Origin of the sequence: Kitasatospora sp. NPDC057738, from assembly GCF_042798815.1 — a bacterium.
In the GTDB taxonomy this organism is placed as follows: domain Bacteria; phylum Actinomycetota; class Actinomycetes; order Streptomycetales; family Streptomycetaceae; genus Kitasatospora; species Kitasatospora lactacystinica.
The window spans coordinates 12,690-38,896 of record NZ_JBHVJT010000035.1 but is presented as its reverse complement, the minus strand read 5'-3'; the positions used below and the strand labels follow the sequence as shown (position 1 = coordinate 38,896).

Annotated in this window: 19 protein-coding genes and 1 pseudogene; 4 read left to right on the top strand and 16 right to left on the bottom strand. The window is 74.6% G+C overall.

Annotated features, from left to right (window positions below):
* Positions 1-6: 6 nt before the first annotated feature.
* The 13 genes from ACFVGO_RS20310 to ACFVGO_RS20250 all read right to left on the bottom strand — a co-directional run bounded on the left by ACFVGO_RS20310 (position 7) and on the right by ACFVGO_RS20250 (position 21,106).
* On the bottom strand, positions 7-3,912 hold the full coding sequence (locus tag ACFVGO_RS20310; protein WP_380633187.1) for a beta-propeller fold lactonase family protein: 3,906 nt from the start codon (positions 3,910-3,912) through the stop codon (positions 7-9).
* A gap of 49 nt (positions 3,913-3,961) precedes the next feature.
* Entirely contained in the window at positions 3,962-7,279 is a 3,318-nt protein-coding gene (locus tag ACFVGO_RS20305; protein WP_380633185.1) for a putative baseplate assembly protein, read from the bottom strand.
* Positions 7,276-7,809, bottom strand: coding sequence for a phage tail protein (locus ACFVGO_RS20300; protein WP_380352983.1), 534 nt, complete (start codon positions 7,807-7,809; stop codon positions 7,276-7,278). The genes ACFVGO_RS20305 and ACFVGO_RS20300 overlap by 4 nt, the downstream gene beginning before the upstream one ends.
* On the bottom strand, positions 7,806-9,944 hold the full coding sequence (locus ACFVGO_RS20295; RefSeq protein WP_380633183.1) for a hypothetical protein: 2,139 nt from the start codon (positions 9,942-9,944) through the stop codon (positions 7,806-7,808). The genes ACFVGO_RS20300 and ACFVGO_RS20295 overlap by 4 nt, the downstream gene beginning before the upstream one ends.
* Positions 9,941-10,363 (bottom strand): GPW/gp25 family protein, encoded by a 423-nt coding sequence (locus ACFVGO_RS20290; RefSeq protein WP_380633221.1) that lies wholly within the window; start codon positions 10,361-10,363, stop codon positions 9,941-9,943. Before ACFVGO_RS20290 ends, ACFVGO_RS20295 begins: the two co-directional genes overlap by 4 nt.
* A 76-nt stretch (positions 10,364-10,439) precedes the next feature.
* Complete coding sequence (locus ACFVGO_RS20285) at positions 10,440-12,155, bottom strand: VgrG-related protein (RefSeq protein ID WP_380633181.1); 1,716 nt, start codon at positions 12,153-12,155, stop codon at positions 10,440-10,442.
* Positions 12,152-12,886, bottom strand: coding sequence for a LysM peptidoglycan-binding domain-containing protein (locus ACFVGO_RS20280; RefSeq protein WP_380633179.1), 735 nt, complete (start codon positions 12,884-12,886; stop codon positions 12,152-12,154). The genes ACFVGO_RS20285 and ACFVGO_RS20280 overlap by 4 nt, the downstream gene beginning before the upstream one ends.
* A 37-nt stretch (positions 12,887-12,923) precedes the next feature.
* Positions 12,924-13,355: a phage tail protein gene (locus tag ACFVGO_RS20275; RefSeq protein ID WP_380352977.1), complete on the bottom strand. Its 432-nt coding sequence runs from the start codon at positions 13,353-13,355 to the stop codon at positions 12,924-12,926.
* A gap of 1,879 nt (positions 13,356-15,234) precedes the next feature.
* Positions 15,235-15,411, bottom strand: coding sequence for a DUF6760 family protein (locus tag ACFVGO_RS20270; protein ID WP_380633177.1), 177 nt, complete (start codon positions 15,409-15,411; stop codon positions 15,235-15,237).
* Positions 15,408-15,803: a hypothetical protein gene (locus tag ACFVGO_RS20265; protein WP_380352974.1), complete on the bottom strand. Its 396-nt coding sequence runs from the start codon at positions 15,801-15,803 to the stop codon at positions 15,408-15,410. The genes ACFVGO_RS20270 and ACFVGO_RS20265 overlap by 4 nt, the downstream gene beginning before the upstream one ends.
* Positions 15,804-15,857: 54 nt before the next feature.
* Positions 15,858-17,399: a hypothetical protein gene (locus tag ACFVGO_RS20260; RefSeq protein ID WP_380633175.1), complete on the bottom strand. Its 1,542-nt coding sequence runs from the start codon at positions 17,397-17,399 to the stop codon at positions 15,858-15,860.
* Complete coding sequence (locus ACFVGO_RS20255) at positions 17,399-18,838, bottom strand: hypothetical protein (protein WP_380352971.1); 1,440 nt, start codon at positions 18,836-18,838, stop codon at positions 17,399-17,401. Before ACFVGO_RS20255 ends, ACFVGO_RS20260 begins: the two co-directional genes overlap by 1 nt.
* Before the next feature lie 270 nt (positions 18,839-19,108).
* A complete protein-coding gene (locus ACFVGO_RS20250) occupies positions 19,109-21,106 on the bottom strand; it encodes a heavy metal translocating P-type ATPase (RefSeq protein WP_380633173.1) in 1,998 nt (665 codons plus the stop codon).
* Positions 21,107-21,213: 107 nt separating this feature from the next.
* Here ACFVGO_RS20250 and ACFVGO_RS20245 point away from each other — a divergent pair, with 107 nt between their 5' ends.
* On the top strand, positions 21,214-21,621 hold the full coding sequence (locus tag ACFVGO_RS20245) for an ArsR/SmtB family transcription factor (protein ID WP_380633171.1): 408 nt from the start codon (positions 21,214-21,216) through the stop codon (positions 21,619-21,621).
* Between the two features lie 56 nt (positions 21,622-21,677).
* Here the strand turns inward: ACFVGO_RS20245 and ACFVGO_RS20240 are convergent, their stop codons facing one another.
* Positions 21,678-22,610 (bottom strand): LysR family transcriptional regulator, encoded by a 933-nt coding sequence (locus ACFVGO_RS20240; protein WP_359898388.1) that lies wholly within the window; start codon positions 22,608-22,610, stop codon positions 21,678-21,680.
* A gap of 130 nt (positions 22,611-22,740) precedes the next feature.
* On the opposite strand from ACFVGO_RS20240, the gene ACFVGO_RS20235 reads away from it, so the two are divergent.
* Positions 22,741-23,466, top strand: a complete 726-nt coding sequence (locus ACFVGO_RS20235) for an SDR family oxidoreductase (protein ID WP_380633169.1) — start codon at positions 22,741-22,743, stop codon at positions 23,464-23,466.
* A gap of 164 nt (positions 23,467-23,630) precedes the next feature.
* Positions 23,631-24,239: an ester cyclase gene (locus tag ACFVGO_RS20230; RefSeq protein WP_380352965.1), complete on the top strand. Its 609-nt coding sequence runs from the start codon at positions 23,631-23,633 to the stop codon at positions 24,237-24,239.
* Between the two features lie 310 nt (positions 24,240-24,549).
* Here the strand turns inward: ACFVGO_RS20230 and ACFVGO_RS20225 are convergent.
* Positions 24,550-24,726, bottom strand: a pseudogene (locus ACFVGO_RS20225) (putative quinol monooxygenase); the annotation flags it as partial.
* A 36-nt stretch (positions 24,727-24,762) separates the two neighbouring features.
* Complete coding sequence (locus ACFVGO_RS20220; protein WP_380633167.1) at positions 24,763-25,584, bottom strand: helix-turn-helix domain-containing protein; 822 nt, start codon at positions 25,582-25,584, stop codon at positions 24,763-24,765.
* A 182-nt stretch (positions 25,585-25,766) separates the two neighbouring features.
* Here ACFVGO_RS20220 and ACFVGO_RS20215 point away from each other — a divergent pair, with 182 nt between their 5' ends.
* Complete coding sequence (locus tag ACFVGO_RS20215; protein ID WP_380633165.1) at positions 25,767-26,204, top strand: universal stress protein; 438 nt, start codon at positions 25,767-25,769, stop codon at positions 26,202-26,204.
* Positions 26,205-26,207 lie beyond the last annotated feature (3 nt).

The following is a 26,207-nucleotide window of genomic DNA, read 5'->3' as shown; positions in this document are numbered from 1 at the left end:
GTTCGGTCACTCGCAGATGATCTGCCGGACGTCGAGGCCGACCGGTTGGCTGCCGGTCCGCCTCGGGGCGGCGGTGTCGACGATCACCAGCCTGCCGTTCCCGGTGTCGGCGACGTAGGCCCGGTCCTTCGCGGGGTCGGGGTGCACGGCGACACCGGCGAGGCTGGAGCCGCTCGTCACGGACCGGCGGAACCGGCCGGTGGCGGCGTCGACGAGGTGCAGGACCCCGCTGTTCTCGCCGGTCACCAGGACCCGGCTGCCGTCCGCGGAGACGGCGAGCCGCTGCGGTGCGGTCAGCCCGGTCCAGGTGGCACCGGCCGCAGGCGTGCCGAGTCCCACCCCGGAGACCTCGGCGCTCCGGACGAGCCAGGCTCCGTTCCCGTCCGGCCTCGCGGCCAGCACGCCGGCTTCCGTGACGTCGGTGCTGCCGACCAGGGCCGGCGCGCCGGGGTCGGTCAGGTCGACCAGGTGCACCCGGTGGTCCTCGGTGCTGACGTAGGCGTGACCGCCACCGGGGTGCAGGGCCATCGAGCGCGGACGGCCCCCCAGGTCGAGCCGGGCCCGGGGGCGTTCGACCACCGTCGACGGGTCGTCGGCGGGGAGCTCCCACACGTGCAGGGCGCTGTCCGACGCACCGGCCGGGGCCAGCAGGTACAGGTGCCCGGGGCTGCCCGGGAGCAGGGCCAGGGCGGTGACCGGGACACCGACGGGAACAGTGCCGAGGAATGCCGGCCTGTCGGGCGCGGTGAGGCCCAGGGCCCACAGGACACCGGTTCCGCGGCCCGTGCTGCCGGCCGCGTAGGCCAGGCCGGGCAGCGACGGGTGCAGGGCGAACGCCGTCGGTGTCGGTCCCGCGCTCAACTCCAGCGGCGTTCCGGTGGGTTTCGGCGCGCTCGGGGCGGAGAGGTCCAGGGCCTGCACCGTCGACCGGGTCCCGGTGCAGAGGGCGTACCCGAACTTCCCCTCGGCACGGACCGCCAGGGCGCACACACCGGGAACGGCCAGTTTCGTTCCGTCGTCGGTGCCGGTCAGCCGGACCGGGACGACCTCGTCGCCGCACACCCGGTAGAGGTGCTCGCCGTCCGGGTGGGCGGCGGCGGCCTTGGGGGCGGCCGACGGGGTGAGGGTCACGGGCGGGCTGTCGAGCGGTACCGGAGGTCGCACCAGCGCGCCGACGCCGTTGCCCAGGTGGCAGGCGGTGTAGGCGTGCAGGCCGTCCGGGGAGCAGGTGACACCCATCGGGTCGGCCGGAACCGTCACGGCCGTCACCGGCCACGGGTCGGCGAGCCGCACCGTGTGCACGGCGGGCTTGCTCGCGTGCCGGTCGGTGACGCACGCGTACCGCCCGTCCGGTGTGCAGACGACGTCCCACAGCCGGGAGTCGGCGTCCCCCAGCGGCAGCTGCCTCACCTGGGCGCCGCGGACCTCCACGGTGCCCGGTTTGTCGTCCGTCAGGAAGACGGGGCCGTCCGCGGCGAGGGCCGCCACGCCGTTGCACCCCCCGGCGGCGAGCGGCACCTCGTCCGGGACGGCGTGCAGTGCGCTCAACCGGTTGTGGGGGTCGAGGGTGACGGTGAACAGTTGCGGGGTCCCTCCGGTCGCGGAGGTGGCGACGTGCAGCGTGTCGGTGCCGGAGGCCGCCACCGCTCTCGGTGCCTTCACCCCTTCCAACCCCGCCACGACCGTCATCTGGGCGTCCGCCGTCTGCGGCACGGCGATGCCGTACACCTCATTGGTGCCCTGCGAGGTGGCGTAGAGGTAGGCGCCGTCCGCGGAGAGGGCCAGCGATGCCCAGTTGTCGTCCTGCTTCGACGTCTCCAACCAGTGCTCCAGCACGGAGGCCCCGCCGTCCAGACTGAACTGGGCCACCGAGCCTGTCGCACTGCTCGACACGTACAGCCACTTCCCGTCCGATGACACCGCGATCCCGTGCGGCCGGCTCACCGCCCGGTTGTTCGCGTCCTTGCCCTTGAGGTACCGGTGCGTCCAGGTGCCGCCGTCGCTCCGGGTGAAGACCGAGACAGTGCGGTCGGCGGCCTGATGACCAGTCCCCCCGGCCTCGGAGTAGTTGGTGACGTACAGCGTGGTCTCCGTGCCGTGGCGGCGGACGGCGATCTCGTGCGGGCCCTGCAGGTGCTTGCTGTCGACGGTGACGGAGGCGGCCTGGTCCAGCGTCCAGGCCCCGGCCGATCGGCGCAGCAGGCTGATGCGGCCCCAGTCGTCGCCCCAGCCCATCCCCTCGGGGCAGTCGGAGACGTACAGGGTGTTGCCGTCGTCGGCGACCGCGACGCCGACCGGCCTGGTGCAGGCGGTGACGGCCCGGGGAATGGTGGTGGAGCCTCCGACGAGGTCGATGACCAGCAGGTCCTTCGCCGTCGGGCCGCTGCGGGAGTCCGCGACCAGGGCGTGGCGGCCGTCCGGGGTGACGGCGACCCCGCGGGGTTCCGTCCCCGGCGGCAGGGCGATCACCCGGGTGGTGACGTGGTCCGTGTCGCCGAGCCGGTGGCCCTTTTCCGGGACGAGGACGGCGAGGCCGCCGGTGTCGGGGCTCGTCACGCAGATGAACGGCTCGCTGCCGGGGACGGCGCCGGTGGCGATCCCCCAGGGCCGGAGCGTGTCCGGTGCGAGGGTGAGGGGTTTCGCGGGTCCTTCCTTGGCCAGCTCGGTGACCGTGACGTGGTTGGCCGCCGAGTCGGCGGTGCAGAGCCACGCGTGATCCGGGGTGACGGCGGCGGCCACCGGACGCGATGCCCTGCCGGTGTCGATGGTGCCGTCCTGGGCCGGCCCGGTGCGCAGGGTGAGCAGGTTCCCCTGGTCGGTCAGGTAGGCGTGGGCGTCGTCGGTGGCGAAGGCGACGTGGCTCGGTGTCGCGCCGCCGGCGAGGTCGCGCCGGTTGCCGCCGGCCGGACGGGCGGGGTCGGCGAGGTCGAGGCGGAGGGTGCTCACCCGCCCGGTGGTGCGGCCGGTGACGCAGGCGAGACCGCCGTCCGAGGACAGGGCCAGGGCTGAGGGCCGCAGCACCACGGGCAGGACGACGGGTGCGCCGGGCAGCCCGGTGCCCGCGTCCAGCGCGGCCGCCCAGAGGCAGGCGGCCCCCTGGCAGGCGACGGCCAGCGTGCGGCCGTCGCGGCTGACGGCCACCGCCACCGGGTCGGCCTCCACCGGGACCGTCCGGACGACGTGCGGGGCACCGGCCAGGTCCACGACGGTCAGGCTCCCGGAGCCGCCGTCGAGCCGGCTCACGGCGTAGAGGAACTTCCCGTCCGGTGAGGCCGTCAGGTCCCGCACCGTCCCGGGCACCGTGTCCTGCGGCGGGAGCGGGAGCAGGGCGGGCTGCGCGGGGTCAGCGAGGTCGACGACGACGAGCAGCCTGCCCGCGGTGTCGGGTTCGGTGAGTGCCACCCCGACGCGGGTGGCACCGCTGCGCCCGGCCGCCAGGGCGAACGGCCGGCCGGGCACGGCGACACGGCCGGTGGGTGTGGTGTCCCGGCCGCGGTAGACCTGGACGAGACGGTCTCCGGACGAAGCCACGCAGACGTGGTCGTCGTGGAGGTCCGCCAGCACCGCGCAGGCCCCCCGGGCGGACCCGTAGGACGTGGCGTCGGAGAGTTTGTCGAGCGGGACGCAGGACAGCGCCGCCGCGGGCGCGGCGTGGTTGGCGGTGTGGGCGACGGCGCCCCCGGGGCCCGCGGCGACCGCCCGGGGGTTGGCGCCGGTCTTCGCCGTGGCGACCGTGAGCAGGCCCGTGTGCGGGTCCAGGGTCGCCACGATCAGGGTGTCGGAGGCCCAGTCGACGGCGAGGAGCTTCCCGGGGACGGTGTCCGTGTCGCTTCTGTCGGTCCCGTTCGTCTCGTCGGTTCCGTCGGTTCCGTCGGTTCCGTCGGTCCGGTCCGGGTCGGAGGGCGATTGCATCGGTGGGTTGCGGCCTTTCTGAGTCGATGCCGGCGTGCCGGACGGCGGGTCAGGGGGTTTCGGCGACGGTGACGTGGTGGCCGGTCGAGTAGACGGTCTCCTCGAGGCCGCAGTCGACGACGTCCACCTCCGCCGCGTTGCTGCTGGTCGGCGGGCGGACCTCGAAGAGCCGCACGATGTCGGCCCTGGCCACGCCGGGGACGTCCTCCAGGACGTGGTGCACCTCCCCGGCGTACGCGTGGCGGCCGAGCGGCCATCCGGCTCCCTGCGGGCCGCCGCGGACGGGGTCGAACCACCGGTAGAGCGCGCGTTCCGCGGCCTCGGCGAGCAGGGCGCGGTCGCGGTCGGTGAGGTAGTCGGTGGGCACCACGCGGGCCAGCACCTGGATGCCGCGGTAGCCCGGAGGGCTCAGCCACACCGGCACCCCCGGAGGCTGGCGGGTATGCAGGGCGCGGCGGAGGGTGTCGTAGGCGTCCTGGGAGGGAGTCAGCATGTGGAAGGGGAACCAGCCGCGCCGGTCCGGGGTGACGAAGGGGATGCAGCGCAGGTGCACTCCGGCCTGGAGGGTTCCGCCGCTGGTGTCGGTGTAGCCGTCGACACCCCCGGCGGATTCGACGGTGTTGGTGACCGCGGCCACGCCGGCCACCGGGTGGGGCAGCCGGTTCACGGTACCCGCCTTGATGCCGTTGCCCTTGGAGCCGAGGGTCGTGCGGTAGTCGGCCGCCGAGATGAGAACACCCTCCGGCGGTACCGCGCCGTGCTGCCGCTGAATGTGGTTCGAGTCCGGCACGGAGGGGCCGAAGTGGATACGGCCGCTGCCGGGGTTGACCACCACCACGGTGTCCTGCGCGCCCCTCCCGGTGAACGACGGGACCGCCGTCCAGGGCTTCCCGTCCACCGTGACCGTCGGCAGGGGAGCACAGAGCGCACCTTTCAGCACACCGTCGTAGTACTGCCCCGGCTTGTGCACGGCCGGGCGGGACCCGGCCTTCTCGGTGCGGTACTGCGAGGCCTTGACGTCCGCGGTGGTCCCGGTGTCGGCCGTCACCGTGTACGTGGTCGTCGGCTTGCCCAGGGGGTCGTCGATCTGGAGGACCAGCCATGACCCTGCGTCATCGGGGCAGTTCCCGAAGTGGGGTACGGCGTCCCCGACCCGGATTGCCGGAGGGTGGGTGTCCGGCCGCCAGTCCGGCGAGGAGGAGAGGTGGATCGGGTGCGCCAGCACCGCCGCGTCGCCGGGGAGGGCTTCCGGGGCGTCACAGGCGTAGGCCGCGGGCGTGTCGGGGGTCCACCACGCGGTGCCGGTGCGGGGCAGGAACACCGACAGCGCCATCCGGTCCGCGGGCTTGACGGTGCGGTCCTGGTCCTGGGGCCGGACCCGCAGGGTGAGGTCCTTCAGCGGCTCGCCGGGCGGCAGGTGCAGCAGAGCCAGCACCAGGCGGCCGCCCGGCCGGAACTCGCCGCCCACCGGCCCCGTCGCCCGGTAGGGGCCGGTCACCTCCAGCGGGTCGGCGGCGCCCGTCGTCCGCGGGTCCAGACGCAGCGGTGCCAGACCGGCCTGGAGGCCTGCGGCCCGCTCGGCCTTGCCGGTGGTGGTGAACACGGTGCCGTCGGCCGTGGCGACCTCGGTGCCCGCGGGGACGCTGTCGGTTCCCGCGTCGAGGGTGAAGCGGACCGTGAGCTTCGCGGGTTCGGACAGCCGGTAGACGTGGGCCGGGTCCAGCGCGTCGTCCCCGGCCGGGCGGACGTGCTGGATGCGGGCCATGCCCGCCGAGGCGGCGAGTGCCCGGTCCTCGTAGTCGCCGGGGACGACCGCCCGCTCGGGTACCGGCGAGCCGAGTGGGCGCCGGACGGCGCAGTCCTGGAGGGACTCGGCCTCGGTACCACCGGTGGCGGGGGCCGGATTGGTCACCGCGCAGATGTACGGCAGGGGCTTGCGCAGCGCGGTGATGGTGCGGGCCGCGACGTTCCCCACGGCTCCGCCCCCGGTGCGGTACCGGGGTGCGCGCACCAGGGCGCCGACGGGCAGTGGCGCGCCGTGCCGGCGCGGGCCCCGTTCTCCGGGGGTGGTCACGGAGAAGACGGCCTGCCCGGTACCGGGCACGAGGGTGAAGTGCCGGTCCTCGGGGCCGGAATCGGCGAGCGAGGCGACCCAGCTCCAGGTCCGGCGGTGCCCGTCGCGTTCCGCCTCGACCACCAATGGCTCAGTGGGGTGGAGCGCGGGTGGCCGCACGAAGCACAGCCGTTCACCGGCCAGGCCGGTGGCGGTTCCCAGGGCCTCGTCGAGCACCGTGCTGCCCTGGACGGCGGGCAGCAGCGTGGTGAGGACCGGTCGGAGCACCACGCTCCTCAGCGGGTACACCAGGGGCAGCAGGTAGCGGAGCAGACCGACGTCGGCCAGCCGCCACACCGCGCCGGCCCCGTCCTCCGGGAGGATCCGGTCCACCGGGTCCGCGTGCGCCACCAGGAGGGCGGGGGCGTGGGTCGGCGGCGTTTCCAGGGTGAACCGCGCCTCGCCCTGCCGGCCGATGTCCTGGGCCACGACCCGGCACGGGGCCCAGCGGTCTCCCTGCCATGCCTCCCACACCCCGTCTGACAGATCCACGTCCACGAGGTGGACCTGCGGATCCGGGGTCAGTTCCAGGGTGATGCGGGTGCCGGGCACGGCACCGGACAGCACTCCAAGCAGGTAGGGCGGCTGGTACCCGGAGCCGCGAAGGTCCGGGAGGCGGGCCTCCCGGACCGGTTCGGGGTCCGTGCAGAACGGCCAGTCACCGAAGTAGGGGAGGTTGAGGTTGAGGGGCGGCCCACCGAACGGGGTGCCGGCCAGATCGAACCGGTCCTGCCTGCTCGGGTCCAGCGCGATCAGGACGCCCTCGACGACCCCGTCCCCGGCGGCCTGTTCCCCGAAGACGCCGGCTGCCAGCAGTACACACGGATTGAGCACCCCTTCCTCCAGGGTGCTGAACACCACCGGCTCGCCTCCTCCCGCCGGCCGGGTCGCCACCTCGGTCCCGGCCGGGATCACCACCGGTTCCGGGGCGGGGGCGGAGAGCTGGAACTGCACCTCCGCGCGGGCCGGCACGGCCGGGAGCGGGCGGGGCCCGAGCAGGCGCAGCATCCGGGCCCGGCGCTGGTCGGGGGCCAGGTTCAACCGGTCGCGCAGGGCCTGGGCCATGTCCGTGCAGGACTCCAGGAGCGCGTACCCCGGCTCGCCGCGGTCCTGCCCCGTCCAGGCGGGCAGGGCGGCCCGGACGGCGGCGGCCGCGGCGCCCGTGGTCTCCTCCCGCGTCCTGGGGTCGTACGGCAGCGGCGTGCCCCTCCCCGGGCCTCCGGTGCTCCCCGCCGGGGACTGCCACGCCGTCATGAGCCGACCACCACGGCGCGGAACGGGACGTGCGCGGGGCAGTGGGCCTCCACCAGACGGGTGAGCCGGGCCGTGTACGCGGCCTGGGTCTGCGCGGTTCCGGCGGTCAGGGTGACGGTGACCGCGGCGGCGGCCGGCGGGACCTCCGTACCGGTGAACACGCCCCCGGGATCGTCCACCGCCGGATGCCAGTCGTAGATCTCCTCGGCCTCCCGCAGGAGCGCCCGCAGGGTGCCGCGGCGGGCGTCCAGCCACGGGGCGAGGGCGACGGCGGTCCTGCGCTGGACCTCGTCCCAGTCCGCCTCGACCCGGGCTCCGGTGATCCGGACCAGCCAGTCCAGGCAGTCCGGCGGCGAAAGCCACGGGTCGAAGACGTCCTCCAGGTGGTCGAGGAGGTGCTCGGTGGGCGCCAGCGCCGCGCCGACGCCGCCGGCGAACGCCCGGACCACCGTGTCGTCGGCGTAGACCGACGGCAGTGCGAGCGGGCGGGGCTCCGGTACCTCCGCCCGGGCGACGGGCTGTTCGCTCACCGGGTGCCTCCGTTCTGCTCGTCGGCGACCGTGCAGCCGACAGCGGTCAGACGGACCAGCCCGCTGTCCGGCACGCCGATGACGGGCCGCTCCACGCCGTCCTTGTCCTCCACGGCGGCGTCGGCGACCTCACGGACCTCCGGCACCGCCGCCAGTGCGGTGTACACGTCGCCGGTCTGAACCAGCCGTCCCCATGGCCAACCGCTGCCGTCGGCGCCTCCGGCCGTGGGGTGGAAGAAACGGAACAGCGCCTTGCGCACCGCCGTCTCGGCCGTCTTCGTCCCGGCGGGTGTGGCGTCCCAGGAGCGGATGACGACGGTCACCGAGAAGTCGGTGCAGTCCGGCGGGCCCACCCTGATCCGTTCCCCCAGCAGCCGCACCCCCTCCAGCACGGCGCGGGCCTGTTCGACCTCGTCCCCCGCGGCGAGTTCCCCGTCCGTCAACGCCCGGTCCGTCGGGGCCGGCAGGGTGCCGATCACCAGGACGCGCAGCGCGGCGTTCTCGCTGCGCCAGGCGGTGGCCTCGGTGCGGGGGCCCTTCAGGAAGTAGAAGACCTCGCCGATGGTGACCACGGCGTCCGGATCGCGGGTCAGACGTGGCGGGAGCTGGGGGAACGCCTCGGCGATCAGCGACTGCACACCGCGCTCCGCCGTCGGGGTGAGGACCTGGTCCGCGTAGGTGTAGCAGCGGTGGTGGAAGGAGTCGCCGCGGAAGAGGAAGATCCGGAACCCGCCGCCGGGCAGGGCCGTCGCGGTCGCCGCGTCCACCCCCGTGGTGAACTCGGCGGGCAGCCCGGGGAAGACCGTGCCGATCGCCTGCGGGCCTCCACCGGTCCACCCGCACGTGTCGGCGGAGAACCACAGGCGGGGGACGTCCACGGCGAGGAACAGCACGGCGTCGAGCCGCTTCCGGGCGAACTCCGGCGGCGTGTCCTCATCACCCGGCCGGGGCACGGGCGGAGGCGGCAGCGGCAGGATCGGGCCCGGATGGAAGACCGGGTCCAGCGGCACCCTGGTCCAGTGGACGCCCTGGCCGTCGACGGTGTAGTGCACGGCGTACGTGGGGTCGACCGCCGCGACGGCACACGCCGTGACGGTGTCCGGCCGCCGGGCGGGCTCCAGTGCCCCGGGGACCCGGGAACCCGCCGGCCGGACGGTGGCGGTCGCCCGGCAGCGGACCACCGATCCCGCCCGCTCCGTCAGCAGCCGCTCATGATCGGACACCGTCACGGCCCGTTGCAGCGGCGCCAGTTGGAGGCCGGCGAGGTCCACCGCCTGCCGCCAGTCCTGCGCGTCCTGCCCGTCGGCGACGACCGCCGCCACGACCGCGGTCATCGCCGGGCACAGCTGCGCCGGCAGCAACAGCACGGTGCCGACCGGCACATGGGCCCGAGCCCCCCGGTAGGCGGTGTACCGGGCGCGGACGGCATTCCCCTTCCCCGGTACCGCTCCGGCCTGCCGCGGTCCGTCCTTCAGGGGCATCCGGGGGGCGAACACGACCTCGGCCGCGGTCTCGTCCCACAGGTAGCACGCCTCGTCCGGCCGGGTGCGGGCGAAACCGCCCACCGCCGGCCAGACGCTCCCTCCGACCGTGAGCTCCTCCAGCGGCGAGTACGGCGAGCCGTCCCCCGGACCGGTCCACGGCCGCCGGCCGGTGGCGAACCGCTGCCCCGGCGTCCCGTCGGAGACGCCGAGTTCGTCGGTGATCCGCTCCGGCACCTCCACCGCCTCCACCCACACCCCCTCGCCGGCCGCGGGCACCGTCACCTCGCGGACGGTGGTCAGCACGAGGCCGCCGCGACCGGGGACGGCCAGCGGGGTGCCGGCCGGCACCGTCTCCTGGGCGCCGCGGGAGCACAGCCGGACGGCGTAGCGGGCCGGGGTCGCGGGCGCCGGACGGATCCCCATCAGGCGCAGCAGCCGCGTCCGCTGGCCCGGGGTCGTCCGGCCGACCCGGTAGAGCAGAGTGTCCACCCGGGCCGCGCAGGACTCCAGCAGGGTGACGCCCGGGTCGGAGACGTTGTGGTCGGTCCAGTGCGGCGCCCGGCCGGGCAGGGCGCGCTTGGCCGCGTCGACCATCGCCTGGAACGGCCAGTCGTCCAGATCGGGCACGGGCAGCCCGGGTTCCGCCGTCACGACGTCCCCCCGGTCGCGGCCGGGACGGGCTCCTGGGGCAGGGTGTAGAAGGGGAAGACCAGGTTGCGGGGCTCGTTGGTGGCCCGCAGGCGGTAGTGGACGTCGATGTAGAGGACGCCCTCCCGCTCGCTGTCGGTGGCGAAGCCCAGGTCCTCGACCGTGATGCGCGGCTCCCAGCGGTCCAGTGCGGTGCGGACCGCGTGCTCCGCGCGGGCCACGGTTCCCGCGTCCAGCGGCGCGAAGAGCAACCGGTACAGGTCGCAGCCGAACTGCGGGCGCAGCGGCCGCTCCCCCGGCACGGTGCGCAGGATGATGCCGATGGCCTCCTCGACGTCCCGGGCGCCCGAGGCCAGGGCGACCGTCCCGGACGGGGTCAGCCGGGCCGGATGGCTCCAGCCGGCGCCGATGATGTCCGGCATCGCGGTCGGGGGTGTGCTGTCCACTGCGGTGCTCCTCGTCGTGTGGCCCTGCGGGTGTCATCGGGGCGCCCGTCCCCTACGTGCCGCCGCCGTTCCCGAGCCCGGCGTGCTGCTCGATCGATCCGGCCTCGATGCGCACGGTCCCGCCCCGCAGGACGAGCACGCCCTCGTCCCCGGCGTCCACCGTGACCGTCCCGCCCGCGCGCCCGTCGAGCCTCACCAGCACCTCGCGGCCGGGGTCGCCCGCGGTGAGGCAGATGCTGGTCTCCCCCCGGTCGAGGTGGGCGGTGAGCTTCCCGTCGCCGCTGCGCAGCCGTACTCCCCGCGGTCCGTTCTCGGTGCTCAGCAGTTCCACCCGGTCGCCGGTGCGGGCGGCGATGGACCGCCGGTTCGCCCGCCCGCTGGTGGCGTCCACCAGTGGCAGCTCGTCCGGGCTGGGCTCGTCCTTGCCGTTGTAGAGCCCGCCGATCACGTACGGGCGGTCGAGCCGCCCGTGCTCGAAGGCCACCAGCACTTCGTCACCGACCTCCGGCACGAAGACACCACCCCCACCGAGCCCGCCCCACTGCACGGTGCGGACCCAGTCGCTCTGGTAACTCTCGGACAGCCAGGGCAGTTTCAGGCGGACGGCACCGCGCCTGCCCTGCCCTGGCTCGCGGATGTCGGTGACCTGGCCGACGGCGACGCCCCGGCTGCACAGCGGCGGCGGGGGCGGCACCACCGGCGCGGGCGGCGCGTCCACCCGGACCTCGGTGAGGTAGCCGTGCTTGCGGTCGTAGGTGTGCCGGCAGGAGGTGGCCGTGTACTGGCCGGTGAACGGCGCCCCCACCCCGCGCAGGGTGACGGGCCGGCCCGCCCGCAGCTGTGGGGCGCCGTCGGCCAGCGCCTCCAGGCGCACCGCGCCGGCGGCCGTCCGGTCGGCCAGGGCGCTGGCGGCGGCACCGGCCTGCTCGGGGAGCGAGTAGGGGCCGGCGACCAGGAGCTCGGGGGTGCCGCCGAACACCTCGGCGAGATTGCCCGCGCTCGCCGATGGGTGCACCTCCGGGCTGGAGAGCGCCGGTTCCCGCTCGGCCACCGGCGCTTTGGCGGCCGGATCCCAGCCGGTGACCCGGACCCGGCTGACCTGTCCGACCGAGGACACCGCGGCCCGCAGCGAACGCAGGTTCACCCCTCGTTGCAGGACGAACACGCTGCGGTCCGCCCCCGTGTCGGGCGAGGGGGCCTGCGACGCGGGCCGCAGGGGACGCATCGTCACCGTCTCGCCGTCCACGGCGAGGTGGAGGCCGCGCTCGTCGGCGAGATGGGTCAGCAGTTCCCAGTCGGTGAGGTTGGGCTGCGCCAGGTAGGGGATCCCGGGGCCGGTGAGGCCGGAGGTGTCGGCGTGCAGGCCATGGCGCCGGGCGGCCTCGTCCAACGCCGCGGCGAGGGTCCTCGGGCCGTCCGCCTCCGTCCGTCGGCCCCGCTCCAGGCGGTGTCCGCGATCGGTGGCGTGCACGACGGCGAAGGTTCCGGCGCGGTCCAGGGAGGTCTCCACCGCGGTGACCTCCCCGTCGAAGATCCGTGCGCCGGTGCGGTGACGGCCCGTCGACACGGCGACCGTCAGGGACCGGCCCACCTTGACCCCCGTCCGCTCGAAGAACCGGTGCTTGCCGTCGCTGTAGCGCAGTCGTGCCGTGGCGGGCGTGTTGACGGCGCTCTCCACGACGAGGTCCACGAGCCGGCCCTCCCACGGGCCCGCGAGCGGCTGCCCCTGGACCTCGATCAGCGGGCGCGCCTGGTGGCTCCTGGTCACCGGGCCTCGCCCCCGTCCGCCGCCGCGTCCGTCGTGGTGTCCAGGACCGGCAGGGCGAGCACCGTACCCACGGGGATGCGGTCCGGGTCGTCGATCCCGTTGGCCCGGGCGATGGCCCGCCAGCAGGTGGCGTCGCCGTAGGTGTGCCACGCCAGGCTGGCCAGGCTGTCCCCGGCCACCAGACGGTGGGTGGCGACCGGGCCGTCCCCGCCCGACGTCGGGTTCTGCCGCGGGGTGCGGCCGCCGACCTCCTCCAGGACGAGCGAGCACTCGGCACGCAGCGGCCTGCCGTCGGTGGAGAAGCGCGTGTACGTCACGCCGACCCGGGTGACCAGGGCGAGGAACGCCGTACTGCGTCCGTGCCCCCACTCCAGGCGCACCCAGGGCGCCGACGCGGTGTCCGTCGCCGCGGGCTGGGCCGCCGGGGTGCAGCAGCCCAGCAGCTTCTCCGTCGCCTTCTCCACCCCGCCCCCGGGCCCCGGGGCGTCGAGGAACACCTCCAGGGTCATGGTCCGCGGCTCGGAGTACACGAACTGCGGGCTGCCGGCGGGGGCGTTCGAGGGAGCGCTGCGGTCCCAGTGGGCCTGCTTGTCGAGCGACACGCGGTCCGGGTTGAACTGCAGGGTGATCCGGTCGCGCTCACGTCCGACGGAATTCCCCTCGTCGGCCGGCGGATCGTAGATCACCAGGACGGCACGGACGGGCGTACCCGACAGCGGCAGGGCGGGCATGGGTCTCCCTTCGGCAATAGGTCGGCGGGGGGCGGGGTCAGACGGTGACTTCCAGGAACCCGTCGTGGGCGATCTCCAGGGTCTCCCTGGCCGGCTCCGACGCGTCGACGGTGAACGAGGGGCCGTTCCAGCGGACCGGCAGCACACCGTCCAGCACCCACCGCACCAGGGGCCGACGGTCCGGGCCGAGCGCGACGATCTGGCCGCGCATCCGGACCGGTTGGAGGACCTGGAGCTGCAGCCACGCCCACACCAGCGTGGTCTGGCGGTTCAGGGGCCGGCCCAGCACCACGTTGGTGTACCGCAGCCGGGTCGGGAGGTGCCAGACGCGACCGTTCTCACCGCCCTCAGCCCGCTCCTCGATGTCCATGGCGCAGCCCAGGCCGTCGCAGGAGGTGAACGACCCGAGGGCGTGGTCGCCGATGGAGAGCTGGAAGAGGGACGTGACGGCGAACGGCTGGTCGCTCATGGCAGGGGCTCCGGGGCGTCGGCGGGGCTGGGGCGGGACTCGGGCTGGGCCGGTACGTGGGCCGGACGGGGCGGGACGGTTCACCGCGGGGGGCGGTCACCGCCCCAGGGCAGATGTCCGCCCGGCGGTACGGACCACGGGCGCCGGCCCTCCCCGTGGCCGGACGACAGCCCTGCCAGGACGTCCGCGTGGACCTGGACGACGCGCCTGACCACCTCGGCGACCAGGGCCCCGGACACGGGCGGCGCGGCGGCGGAAGGACTGCCGGGAGGTCCGCCGGGAGACCGTTCCCGCGCCGGATCAGGCCGGTCGGGACGGTCGGGACGACTCCTCGGCACAGCGGCGGGAGCCGCGAGGAGGTCGGTGCGGTCGGCCACCGGTCCGTGACCGGGGGGCGGCCCCGCCGTGGCCGCCGGGTGGACCGCCGCGGCGGCGTGGAAGGGGCCCGGGCCGGGCGCGGCGTACGACTGCCGGTCCGGGGGGCTCGGTGGAGCACCGGACGGGGTGTCGCCCGTGAGGTGCTGCCACGGGGCGTCCGTGGCCGGAGGTTGATGCGCCGTGCGGGCCGGGGAGAAGGGGACCGCGGTCAGGGGCAGGCGGTCCATCGGCGCTCCGACGGCGGCCGCCGCGCCGGGCGGCAGGGACGGACGGCCGGTCAGGTCGCGTCCGGGTCCGTGCTCACGGTCCGCCGGACGGTTTCGGGGCGGCGCCGGGCGCGGTGTCGGGGCGTCAGTCGGGGGTGCACCGCCGGAACGGACGGCAGGGGGAACCGGCAGCGGCGCCGGCCGGGTGCCGGGTGCGGGGGCACGCTCCTGCGACGGTGGCAGGCTGCCGGTCGGAGGCGGTTCGGGCGCGGCCGTCCGGACGGTGTCCGCGCCACGGACCGGTCTGGGCCCGGCAACCGGGGCAAGCGGGAGCCCTGGGTCCGGCCCTTCCCGCTCCCGCCCGTCGGCACGGGGGCGGGCGCTCCGGGCCCCGCCTCCGGGCGGGGAAGTGACGGGCCGGGGGGTGATGGGCTGGGCGGGGCCGCTGGCCTGGCCGAGCGTCGAGGGAGGTTCCGTCGGCCCCGCGACGGTCGACCGCACCGCCGGGTTCCGCTCCGGCAGGACCGGCGACACCGGCCGCGGCGGTGCGGCCCGTCCGGACGATGCCGGTCGGGCCGGCTCCGGAGGGACGGGCCCGGGAGCGGCCGGGCGTGGACGGCGTGTCGACGGCGGGAACCAGGCTGGCGGGAGGATCCGGCGCTTCCTCGGCGCTCCACGGCCCACGGGTCGGTGGGCTGGCGGTGCGGGGGCGTCGGGAACGGGGGCCTGTACCACCCGGGGAAACCCCCTGGGCCTTCGGCCACCGGTCGTCGGCCGGTCGGCGGCACCGGCCCCGGACCTCGGTACGTCCCGGCGGCGCAGGCGGTCCCCCACCGACCGCAGCGCCGCACGGACCGGATTCCCGCCACCGGGCCGGGCAGCGGGCAGCGCACCGGCGCGGGCGGGCGCCGACGTACCGTCCCCGGCCGCCGCCGGGGACGGTACGTACTCCGCGCTCCCCGGCACGACATCGACGTACGGGGCGGCCGGCACCAGGTCCTGCGGCCACCCGTCCCCCGCCACCGCCTCGGAGCCCGCGAACGGCAGCGTGGACCGCCGGACGCACACCGGCACGGCTCGCGGAAGCAGCGCCGAGGCCGCGGTGACCAGCGGTGCGGGCCGCCAGGCCGCCAGGCCGTCCCGGAAGGACACCGGGTCGGTCACCGGCACCGGGAGGGCCCGGACCAGCGGGGGGCCTTCGGGGGCGCCCCGGTCCCCGCCCGGGGGCGGCATGGCCGCCGCCACCGGACGGGCCGCTTCCGGCAGCTGTCCCAGCAGACTTGAGAGCGCCCGCCTCAGCCGCCCCACGGTGGTGCTCCCCGCCCGATCGCCGAGGTGTTGATCCGGACGGCCTCGGCCACCCACGACAGCCGTTCGCCATGGGTGAGGCCGACGAGGTCCGTGTACGACCAGTGGAAGTGGTGGGCGAGGTAGGCGATTTCCTCCCGGGTCCGGCGCTCCGAGCGCCTCACGGTTCCCCCAGGCGCCCGCCAGGGGCCGGTTCGCGCACCGCGAAGTGGGCACCGCACGAGGGACAGGCCACCGCCCGGTGGTCGGGGCCGACGCCGTTGATCTCCTGGTAGAGGTCCTGGAGGTAGGCCAGGTCGGCGGCGAAGAGCTCCTCCACCACTCCGGCGTGGATGTCCGTCAGGTCGCCGAGCCGGGTGACGACCAGGCTGAGCAGCACGATGCCGAGGTAGGCCGGGTTCTCCCGGACCCGCTGGTCCACGAGGGGGGCCAGCTCGTCGCGGGCCGTGGCCATCCGCATCCGGCCCCGGCGGTGGACCCGGCCGTCCGGCCCGACGTAACCGTGCGGCAGTTCGAAGTCGAATGCGGTGCGCAGCCCGGTGTCCGTGCGCGTCATGGTCCCTCCCGGGACTCGGGGCTCCGTCCCCGCCCGGCGCGGGGCGGTGCGGGGTCAGTGGACGAGGTCACGGACGTACTCGTGCACGACGACACCGGCGGCGGCCTTCGTCGCCCACACCTCGACGACCGCTCGTCCCGCTTCGTCGCCCGCGGTCAGCACGGGTGATTCGACCACCCCGTCGGTGCCACTGCGGACCACCGCGGTCGCGCTCCCGCCGAAGGAGACCATGTCGTCCGTCACGCGGAAGACCACGTCCGTCTTCGGAACCGGGGTGCCGAAGGCGTCGACCGCCTGCACCCGGAGCGGCTCGGGGAAGTCCTCTCCGGGCAGCGCCGACTGGCCCGCTCCCGAGAGGTAGACGACGTGGTCGACCGGTCCGGCCTCGGGGCGCACGGTGATGCCGCTGAACGGGACGAGCAGGCCCTCGTCCTTCCATTCGGCGACCACGTCGCAGGGTTTCGGCCCCGCTTTCCTCGCCGTCAGCGGAGGACTGGTCGCCCTGCCGTCCGCGCCCGTGGTCGCGGTGGCGGTGGCCTTGTCACCGGGGAACCGCGCCTGGTCGTCCCGTACGGTGAACGTCACCGTGGCCCCGGGGTGCCCGGTGCCGTCGAGGGCGGTGACCCTGACGGACAGCCGGTCCGGGAACGTCCCGCCGACCGGCACGCTCTGGTACTCGCCCGACAGGACGGTCATCCGGTACTTGGACAGGGACGCCATCTCGCTCGTGCCCTCCAGCCCCACCCACAGAACGCCGTGCCCGTCCGCGGCGATCCCCGACGGGCGGGTGCCGGTGTCGAAGGGGACGTACTTCGCCTCCGTCCGCCCCGGCAGGACGTAACCCACCGCGTCCGCGGACGGCATGGTGAACCACAGGCTTCCGTCGGCCATCGGGAAGAGCCGGTCCACCACCTTCCCGGTGTCGACGGGCAGGAAGGACCCGTCGTGCAGGTCGTGGCGCAGGATCGTGGACTGCTGCGTCGCGATCCACAGGAAGTCGCCGCCGGTCTCCGTGATCGCCAGGTGCTGCGGCACCACGTCGTCCGGGAGGGTGACGGGCGAGCCGTCGAACTTCCCCGTCGCGGCGTCGTAGCTGACCACGGTCTTGGCCTCGGGGCAGCTCAGCCAGTACGTGGCGGGGGTCTTCGTGCCGATGGCGAGCCCGTACAGCGGATGGGTGTGGGGCTCGGAGGTGGCGACCTTGCCGGTGTCGGCGAGGACGAGGTCGCGCCTTCCCTCGCGGGTGCAGACGACCCGCGCCTCACCGTGGTTGTTCACGCCGACGGCCATGGCCACGGCATGCGCCGGTTCGAGCTTCTTCCGGTCCGTGTAGGCGCCCTCGGCGGTACAGGTGACGACGTAGCCGGCTTCGGCATCGGTGGCGTACGTCCAGGCCAGACCGTCGGCCAAGGCCAGGGTTCCGGCCTTCCTGTCGGTCTGCATCGGGGCGAAGAGCTGGCTCTCGAAGAGACCGGAAGGGGCGAAGGAGCCGAACTCCGCGTCGGGCGTGACGAACCAGATCGTCCCGTCCCCCGGGTGATAGGCGATCGCGGCGGGGTGAGCCGATTTGGTGAGGCTGTGGGCGTTGGCGGCCATCAGGACTTCACCGTGAGGGTCTTCGAGACCGCCTTCTCGGCTGCCGAGTACTGCATGATGAGCGTGACGTCCTTGGTTCCGGTGGTGATCTTCGGGAAGAGGGCGACACCCCGCTGGTTGGTGTGGACGACTCGCACGAGGCCGCCGCTGCCCTGGACGAACGTGGCGCCACTGGCTTTGTCGATGCTGCAGGTGATGGGGATCCCCGGGGTGTCATGCCCGTCGATGACGTACTGGGCGATCATGGGGATGTCGACGACCTTGTTCTTGCCGGCCGTGGTGGCGGCGCCTTCTTTGATCTCCACGAGTTCCGCAGCGGCGGTGGCGACTTTGATCGCATACTGACCAATCGAGCACTTCGCCGGGTCGGTGAACCACAGTTGCTTCTTCTCGGCATCGACGAACAGGCCTTCGGCCTCACTTCCCTTGTCCAGATCGGGGCTCGGCAGAGTACTGACGCCCAGGTCCTTCTTGAAGCAGTAGATGGCGCCGGCGGCCGCGGCCCAGATGTTGCCGTCCGGCCCGAAGGCCAGCTGACGGGGTTCGTGGTCCAGGGTCTTCGAGGAGGTCCACGATCCGTCGGAGATGTCGTACCGGCACACGCGGTTCGGGTTTCGCGTACCCACCCAGACAGCCGTGGAGTCGGTGATGACGTGGATGGGAACCTGCGAGTTCTGGTTCGGATCCGGGTCCGGAAGTGGAATGCGCTGCCAGGGCTTGCCGGACTGCCCGGGGGTGAAGGTGTAGAGGCCGTTCTTCTTCCGCAGGAAATTGCCCGTCGTGGACACCTGGCCGGTGGCCCAGTAGGTATAGTTGTTGACCGTCTTGTCCACGCTGACGGCCACCGACCAGAGCCAGGTGTCGAATTCGTCCCCGTTCGGAAGCTGGTGGGTGCTGGGCTGGCCGGGATCCCCCACCTTGACGAAGCCGACCCGGCGGTGGACCGGCTCGGCGAAGAACACGTAGTAGATCGGGGTGTTGTAGTTTTCCCCCGGATCCGGGACAACAGACGGGCTCCAGGCGTAGGGGACCTCGTCGAGGTATTCCCCGCTGCCGTCGATGGTCGCGCTGAGCTTCTTCACTTCCTTGGTCAGCACCGCCCAGGTGAGGGTCTGGGCCCGGGCGTCGTCGTCGAGCTTGTGCTGGCCGATCTCGCCGCACTTCACGACGTCCCATTCGTAGATGGGATCATAGTCCTGCTCGTGGGCGGGCGAGGCATACCAGATGACGTTCCCTCCCTCCGGAACCATCACGATGCCCGCCGAGAGCTGACCCGCCGTCTCCTTGTTGTCCTGGGCTCCGGGATCATCCGGATTCACCTGCATGAGCCTCTTGTTGTGCGTCGTCACCCACAGGTAGCCGTCAGGGCCCAGGGTGATCGAATGGGGCTTCGGAGCCGGAGTGCCCTTCAGTAGCGTCTCCGGTGGGTAATTGGTCATGAGGGTGCTCCTCGAACCGGCCAACGGAAAAGGGAAGTTGGCCTGAAGGGTGGAATCCGCACCCGGGTGGCGCGGCGGGCAGCGCCACTGTAGGAGAACCGCTGTCGACGCCGCACGGAGCAGCGGTGACGCCTCGAAAGTTTCATGCGAACAGCCTCATGGCCCCAACCGTTTCGGCCCGGCGGCCACCGTCCGGCGACGGCGTGCGCGCGAGGGGCGGGGTCCGACCGATCGGACCCCGCCCGTCGTTGAAGTTCCGCGCAGAACCGTTCAGTCGAGGGTCTCCCGCCAACCCCGGGCCCCGGTCCAGGCGCTCTCGCGCAGCAGCCGCAGGCCGTTGAGGCCGACGATGACGGTCGAGCCCTCGTGGCCGAGCACGCCCAGCGGCAGCGGGAGGGTGGCGACCAGGTCCCAGACCACCAGGACGGTGATGAACGCCGAGGCGATCACCAGGTTCTGCACCACGAAGGAGCGGGCCCGCCGGGAGAGCGCCACCACGGCCGGGACGGTGGCGAGTTCGTCGCGGACGATCACCGCGTCGGCGGTCTCCAGGGCGAGGTCGGAGCCGGCCCGGCCCATCGCGACGCCGGTGTGGGCGGCGGCCAGCGCGGGCGCGTCGTTGACGCCGTCGCCGATCACCAGCACCTTGCGTCCGGCCGCCTCCCGCTCCCGGACGGCGGCGACCTTGTCCTGCGGCAGCAGTCCGGCCCGGACGTCGGCGATGCCGACCTCGGCGGCCAAGTGGGCGGCGGCGCGCGGGTTGTCGCCGGTGAGCAGCATCGGCGCGGTGCCGGTCAGCGCCCGGAGGGACGCGACGGTGGCGGCGGCGTCCGGGCGCAGCCGGTCGGCGAGGCCGAGCACGCCGACCGGGACGCCGTCCGCCTCGACCAGGACGGCGGTGCGCCCGCCCTCCTCCAACTCCGCGGCCAGCGCGGCGGCTTCGACGGAGGCGGCGTCGGTGCGTTCCAGGATCAGCCGGGCCGGCGCGCCGACCGCCAGGACCCGGCCGTCGACGGTGGCGGTGACCCCGACGCCGGGGGTGGAGGTGAAGTCCTCGGCGGCGGCCGGGGTCAGGCCGCGGGTGCGGGCGGCGTCGACGACGGCGCGGGCCAGCGGGTGCTCGCTGGGGTGCTCGGCCGCGGCCGCCAGCGCCAGCAGCCGTTCCTCGGAGAGGCCGGAGCCGGTGAGCGGCCGGAGGTCGGTGAGGCGCGGAGTGCCCTCGGTGAGGGTGCCGGTCTTGTCCAGTGCGACGGCGTCGACCTGGCCCAGACGCTCCATCACGACGGCGGACTTGATCAGGACGCCGTGCCGTCCGGCGTTGGCGATGGCGGAGAGCAGGGGCGGCATGGTGGCCAGCACCACCGCGCACGGGGAGGCGACGATCATGAAGGTCATCGCCCGGAGCAGCGAGCCGATGAAGGCCGCGCCGAAGGCCAGCGGGACCGCGAAGACCGCGAGGGTGGCGGCCACCATGCCGAGCGAGTAGCGCTGCTCGACCTTCTCGATGAACAGCTGGGTGGGCGCCTTGGTCCCGGAGGCCTCCTCGACCAGCTGGACGATCCGGGCGATCACGGTGTCCGAGGCGTCCCGCTCGACCCGCAGCCGCAGCGCCCCGGTGCCGTTGAGGGTCCCGGCGAACACCTCGTCCCCGGTCTCCTTGACGACGGGCAGCGGCTCGCCGGTGATGGTGGCCTGGTCCACCTCGCTCGCGCCGTCGAGCACCCGCCCGTCGGCACCGATCCGCTCACCGGGCCGCACCAGCACGGTGTCGCCGACGGCGAGCTCCTCCGTGGGCACGGTCTCCTCGCCGCCGTCGGGCAGCAGCCGGGTGGCGGTGGCCGGGGCGAGGTCGAGCAGTCCGCGCACCGAGTCGGCGGTACGGGCGGTGGCCAGCGCCTCCAGGGCGCCGGAGGTGGCGAAGATGACGATCAGCAGCGCGCCGTCCATGACCTGCCCGACGGCGGCGGCGCCGAGCGCGGCCACGATCATCAGCAGGTCGACGTCGAGGGTCTTCTCCCGCAGTGCCTGGAGCCCGGCCCAGGCGGGCTCCCAGCCGCCGGTGGCGTACGCGAGGGCGTACAGCGGGCCCCAGGCCCAGGCGGGGGCGCCGGTCAGCTGGAGCGGCAGTGCGATCAGGAAGAGCACCGTCGCGGCGGCGGCCCAGCGGGCCTCGGGCAGCGACAGCACCCGGGTGCGCCGTCTCGGCGCGGTGTCCGGGCGTGGCGCGGCCGGGGGCGCGGAACGCCCGGTCAGGGTGGTGGTGGACATGGCGGGGGGACCCTTCGGGCAGGCCTGGGCAGGGCGGGGCCGTTGACTCGTTCACGATACATGAACATATGAAGGCTCGTTCATCTATGAGTTGTAGGATGGCCCGCATGGGTCATGGAGCCACCCCCGCCACCGCCGTCCCGCACACGCGCCTGGACGCGACCAGCGCTGCCCGGGTGGCCACCACCCTGCAAGCCCTCGCCACGCCCTCCCGGCTGCTGATCCTCTCCCGGCTGCGCGAAGGCCCCTGCGCGGCCACCGAACTCGCCGCCGAGGTCGGCCTGGAGCAGTCCGCCTGCTCCCACCAGCTGCGCCTGCTGCGCAACCTCGGCCTGGTCATCGGCCGCCGCAACGGCCGGCAGGTCGTCTACGCGCTCTACGACAACCACGTCGCCGCGCTGCTCGACCAGGCCGTCTACCACATCGAGCACCTGCGCCTGGGGCTCAGCGACGCCGTCGACCCGCAGGACGCGGACGACGAGCACGAGCCGGTCGGCGGCGCCGCCGCGCGCTGACGCGCCACGGCGCCCGATCGGACCTCGGGTGCGCGTTCCACCGCCGGGGTCGGGCCTCAGGTGCGCGCCCCGTCGGCCTCGGCCGACCGGCCGGAGACCACGGGGCCGACCCGGGCCTGACGGGCCAGCAGGTCGGCGAAGGCCACGGTGAGCGGATCGGGGCGGGTGCGGGTGTAGGCGGTGAGGGTCCGCAGGATCGGCGGGTCCGGGCGCAGCAGGGCGCCCTCGAACTGGGCCGGGACGATGTTGGCGGGCACCAGGGCGGGGCCGAGCCCGGCCGCGGCCAGCAGCGGGGCGGCCGAGGTCTGTTCGGCGCGGACCGCCGCCCGGGGGTGGAAGCCCGCCCGGGCGCAAACCTGGTCGAGCAGGTCGGCGAGGCCGTTGTCGGGGGCGTAGTGGACCCAGTCGCGGTCGGCGAGTTCGGTGAGGGCGACGGTCCCGGCGGGGCGTTCGGCCAGCGGGTCGTCGGCGGGCAGGACGACGGTGAACTCCTCGACGCCGAGCTCCCGGATCGGCCCCTCCCAGCCGCTCGGCACCGGGCCGATGGCGAGGTCGGCGCGGCCCGCGGCCATGGCCTCCCGGAGCGCGTCGGTGTGGGGGTACTCGCGCAGCCGGATCCGCACGCCGGGGTGGCGGCGGCGCCACTCCCGCAGCACGGGCGGCAGGATGCCGAGGCTGACGGAGTAGACGACGGCGACCTCCAGTTCGCCCTCCTCCAGGCCGGCCGAACGGCGGGCCGCCGCCTGCAGCCGCTCGGCCTCGGCGAGTGCGGCGCGGGCGTGCGGCAGGACCGCCCGGCCCATCGGGGTGAGCCGCACCGAGCGCGGCAGGCGCTCCAGCAGCGGGCCGCCGAGGGCGCCCTCCAGGGCGCGGATCTGGTGGGACAGCGCGGGCTGGGTGACGTGCAGCTGTTCCGCCGCACGGGTGAACGATCCGGTGTCGACCACGGTGGCCAGGTATTCGAGCTGTCTGAGCGTCGGCGTTGCCATGAACGGATTTTATCGCCGAGGTAGAAAACAAGCCTTGGACTCATCATTGCTGGTCGGGAGAGGGTCGTGCTGCGGCCGCCGCGGGAAGCAGCGGGCGGCCCGTTCCCCGATCATCCGAAGGAGTTCCACCATGTCCTACACCACCTCCCTCCGGGGGCAGCGGCTCGTCGTGGTCGGTGCCGGTTCGCGCACCGGGCAGGCCGTCGCCAAGTCCGCCTCGGCGGCCGGCGCCTCCCTGGTGCTGGCCGGCCCCGACCCCCGCAAGCTGGAGTGGACGGCCGGCGAGCTGTCCGGACCGTCCGAGGTGATCGCCCTGGACATCGCCGACGAGGCGTCGATCGCCGCCTTCGCCGCCCGGGCCGGCCGCTTCGACCACCTGGTCTCGACCGCCGCGATGCCGGCCAACGGCCCGCTGCGGGAGCTCGAAGCGGCCGACGTGCAGCGGGCGTTCGCGGCGAAGGTGATCGGCCCGCTGCTGCTGGCCAAGCACCTGGTCGGGCAGGTCTCCGAGAGCGGCTCGTTCACCTTCTTCTCCGGTGTGGCCGCGTGGCGCCCGGCGCCCGCGCGCACGGTGATGGCCACCACCAACGGCGCGCTGGCCTTCCTGGTGCAGGCGCTGGCGGTGGAGATCGCGCCGGTCCGGGTCAACGCCGTCTCCCCCGGCATCGTCGACACCGGCTCCTGGGACGGCCTGGGCGCCGACAAGGACGCGTTCCTGCGCGGGGTCGCCGAGCGCAACCCGGCCCGGCGCGTCGGCACCCCGGAGGACCTGGTCAAGGCCGTCCGCTACGCCATCGACAACCCGTACGTCACCGGCACGGTGCTGCACGTCGACGGCGGCGGCCGACTCGCCTGACCCGCCGGGCCGCCTGGCTACCGGGCTACCGGACCGCCGGACCGCCGGACCGCCGTCGGCGGCATGACTCCCCCACCCCGGCCGGCCGGAGCTCCCGACCGGCCGACCACCCCCGCACGCCCGGAACCGCCGGCGTGCCCCCCCCGAACCGAGGAGCTGTTCCCATGCGCTCGCGCACCCTGATCCGTACCGCCGCCGTCCTCGCGGCGGCGGCCGGCCTGGCGGGCGGCACCGCCGCGGCCGCCCCCGTCCACGACAGCGGCCACCACGACTCCGCACGCGACTGGCCGCAGCGCCTGATCGACCGTTCGCCCGGCCTCGTCCAGCCGAAGGCGCTCACCGCGGACCGCTCGATCGGCGCCCGGCGCGCCGCCCAGGAGGTCCACCTGGCACAGCAGTTGTACACGTTCTGGAACACCGGGCAGCAGCGGTACCTGGACGCGGCGATCAGCCGGCAGTTCCGGGACAACACGCTGCCGCCGGGCCGCCCGCAGGGCCCCGCCGGGCCGGCCTTCGCCTCGAAGAACTTCCGCGCCGCGGTGCCGGACCTGACCTGCGAGCTGTCCGACCTCCTGATCAGCGGTGACAGGATCACCGCCCGACTGGTCTTCCGCGGCCACTTCACCGGCACCTTCGACGGCGTGCGGGGGCAGGGCCAGGACATCGAGTTCAACGCCATCGACATCCAGCACGTCGGGACCGACCGGATCACCGAGGACTGGCACATCGAGGACAACGCGACCCTGCTGGCCCAGCTGGGCGTCCGGGCCTGAGGCCGTACCGGGCGCACGCGGGCCTGCGGGCGGTCACCGGGCGAAGGCCGTCACCACGTCGGTGAACTCGACCTGCGGCTCGTCCGCCAGGAGTTCCGGGAAGCGCGCCAGCAGGTCGGTCACGTAGGAGGAGGCGAGGCCCTCTCTTTCGGATCACGTCGGACCAGTGGGCGTCGTTGGAGTGCGTGCATCGGCGGTGCGGAGGAGGGAGTCCATGCGGAGCATCGGCGACCGACGACAAGCCGGCGAGGTGCGTGCTCCGGCGGCGACCGCCTGGCGTGATCCGAAAGAGAGGGCCTAAGTGGGCCTCGCGCGCCCGGCGGTCGGCGTACCGCTCCGTGACCAGGAACCGGCCGCCGCCCTCCTGGCGGCCCACCGCGTAGGCGAGCGCCCCCGGTTCCTCCCGGGTGCGCTCCGCGACCTCGCGCAGGGCGGCCGCGAGGGCCTCCTCCCGTCCGGTCCTGGCCTGCAGGATCGCCACCACCATGGTCATCGCACGTCCGCTCTCCGTCGGTTCCTCCGGTCAGGGCCCAGCCTGACGGGGAGCGGGCAGCCGCTCATAGTAGAAATGCGACAGGCCCTGCCCCAGCAGGGCCGTCGGGGGCCGGCCGGTGAAGTGCCGGAACTCCCGGACGACATGCGCCTGGTCGTAGTAGCCCGCCGCCAACGCCCCTGGCAGGTAACGGCGTTCGCCGGACAGCAGCAGCGTACGGGTGAGCCGCTGGAACCGGGCCACCCGCTGGAACGCCTTCGGACCCGCGCCCACCGCCGCCGGGAACGCCCGCTGCAACCGGCGGACGGTGACCCCGAGGTGCTCGGCCAGCGCGTCCACCCGCACCTCGCCGGGACGCCGGTGGACGAGCCGCACCGCGGCGTCCAGCCACGGGTCGGCCCGGTGGTGGGCGGCGAGCAGCTCGGCGAGCGCCCGGTCGAGGACCGCCGCCTGCTCCGCCGGCCCGGACGCCAGACACACCTGCTCGGCCATCCGCCGGGCCGGCGGCCCCCAGACCTCGGCGGCACTCACCACCCGGTCGGCCACCTCGTCGACCCCCGGCGCCAGGAAGTGCCGCAGGGCGCCGGCCCGGAACCGCACCGCCACGAAGCCGCCCGCCTCCCGCGAGACCGGCTCCCAGCGGGCCCCGCGGAGGCAGACCAGGTGCGCGGCGGGCAGCGGCACCGGCCCGGCCCCGTCGTCCAGGTGGACCCCGCCGGCCCAGTGGATCCACAGCTCGGCACCCGTTCCGGGCAGCAGCCGGGGCAGTTCGCCGGGGCCTGCCCGGTACCACCAGTAACGGTCGATCCAGGGCCTCAGCGCCGGGCCCGGCACCGCGTGTTCGACTCGCACCCGTCCTCCCCCGCTCCCACCGCGGCCGCGCCCCGGTCACGGGCGCTCGGCGGCCACCGACGGTACCCGCCCGGCCGTCGGCCGTCACCCGGGTGCCGGGCCGTGGTGGCGGCGCCGTCCGGCGGCCAGCACCGTGGTCGGGGGGCGACGATCCGCAGGACGGCCGGCCAGGGACGGTGCAGATGAACGCGAACGACTCCGCTCCCCGCGTCGTGGTCGGCGTCGACGGCTCGCCGTCGTCGTACGCCGCGCTGCGCTGGGCGGCCCGGCACGCCACGCTGATCGGCGGCGTGGTGGACGCGGTCGGCGCCTGGGAACCCCCGAGCCACTTCGGCTGGTCGGCGCCCGTGGTCGACAGCGCCTTCGACCGGGAGCTGGCCGAGCGGCGGTTCGCCGAGGAGCTGCACACCGTGCTCGGCGAGGACTCCCGGGTGCGGGTCCGCCAGACGATGGTCATGGGCGACCCCTCCGACGTCCTCCTGGACGCGGCCCGGGGCGCCGAGCTGCTGGTGGTCGGCAGCCACGGCCGCGGCGGCTTCACCCGTACCCTGCTCGGCTCGGTGAGCACCCACTGCGCGCAGCACGCCGCCTGCCCCGTGGTCATCGTCCGGGCCCCATGACGA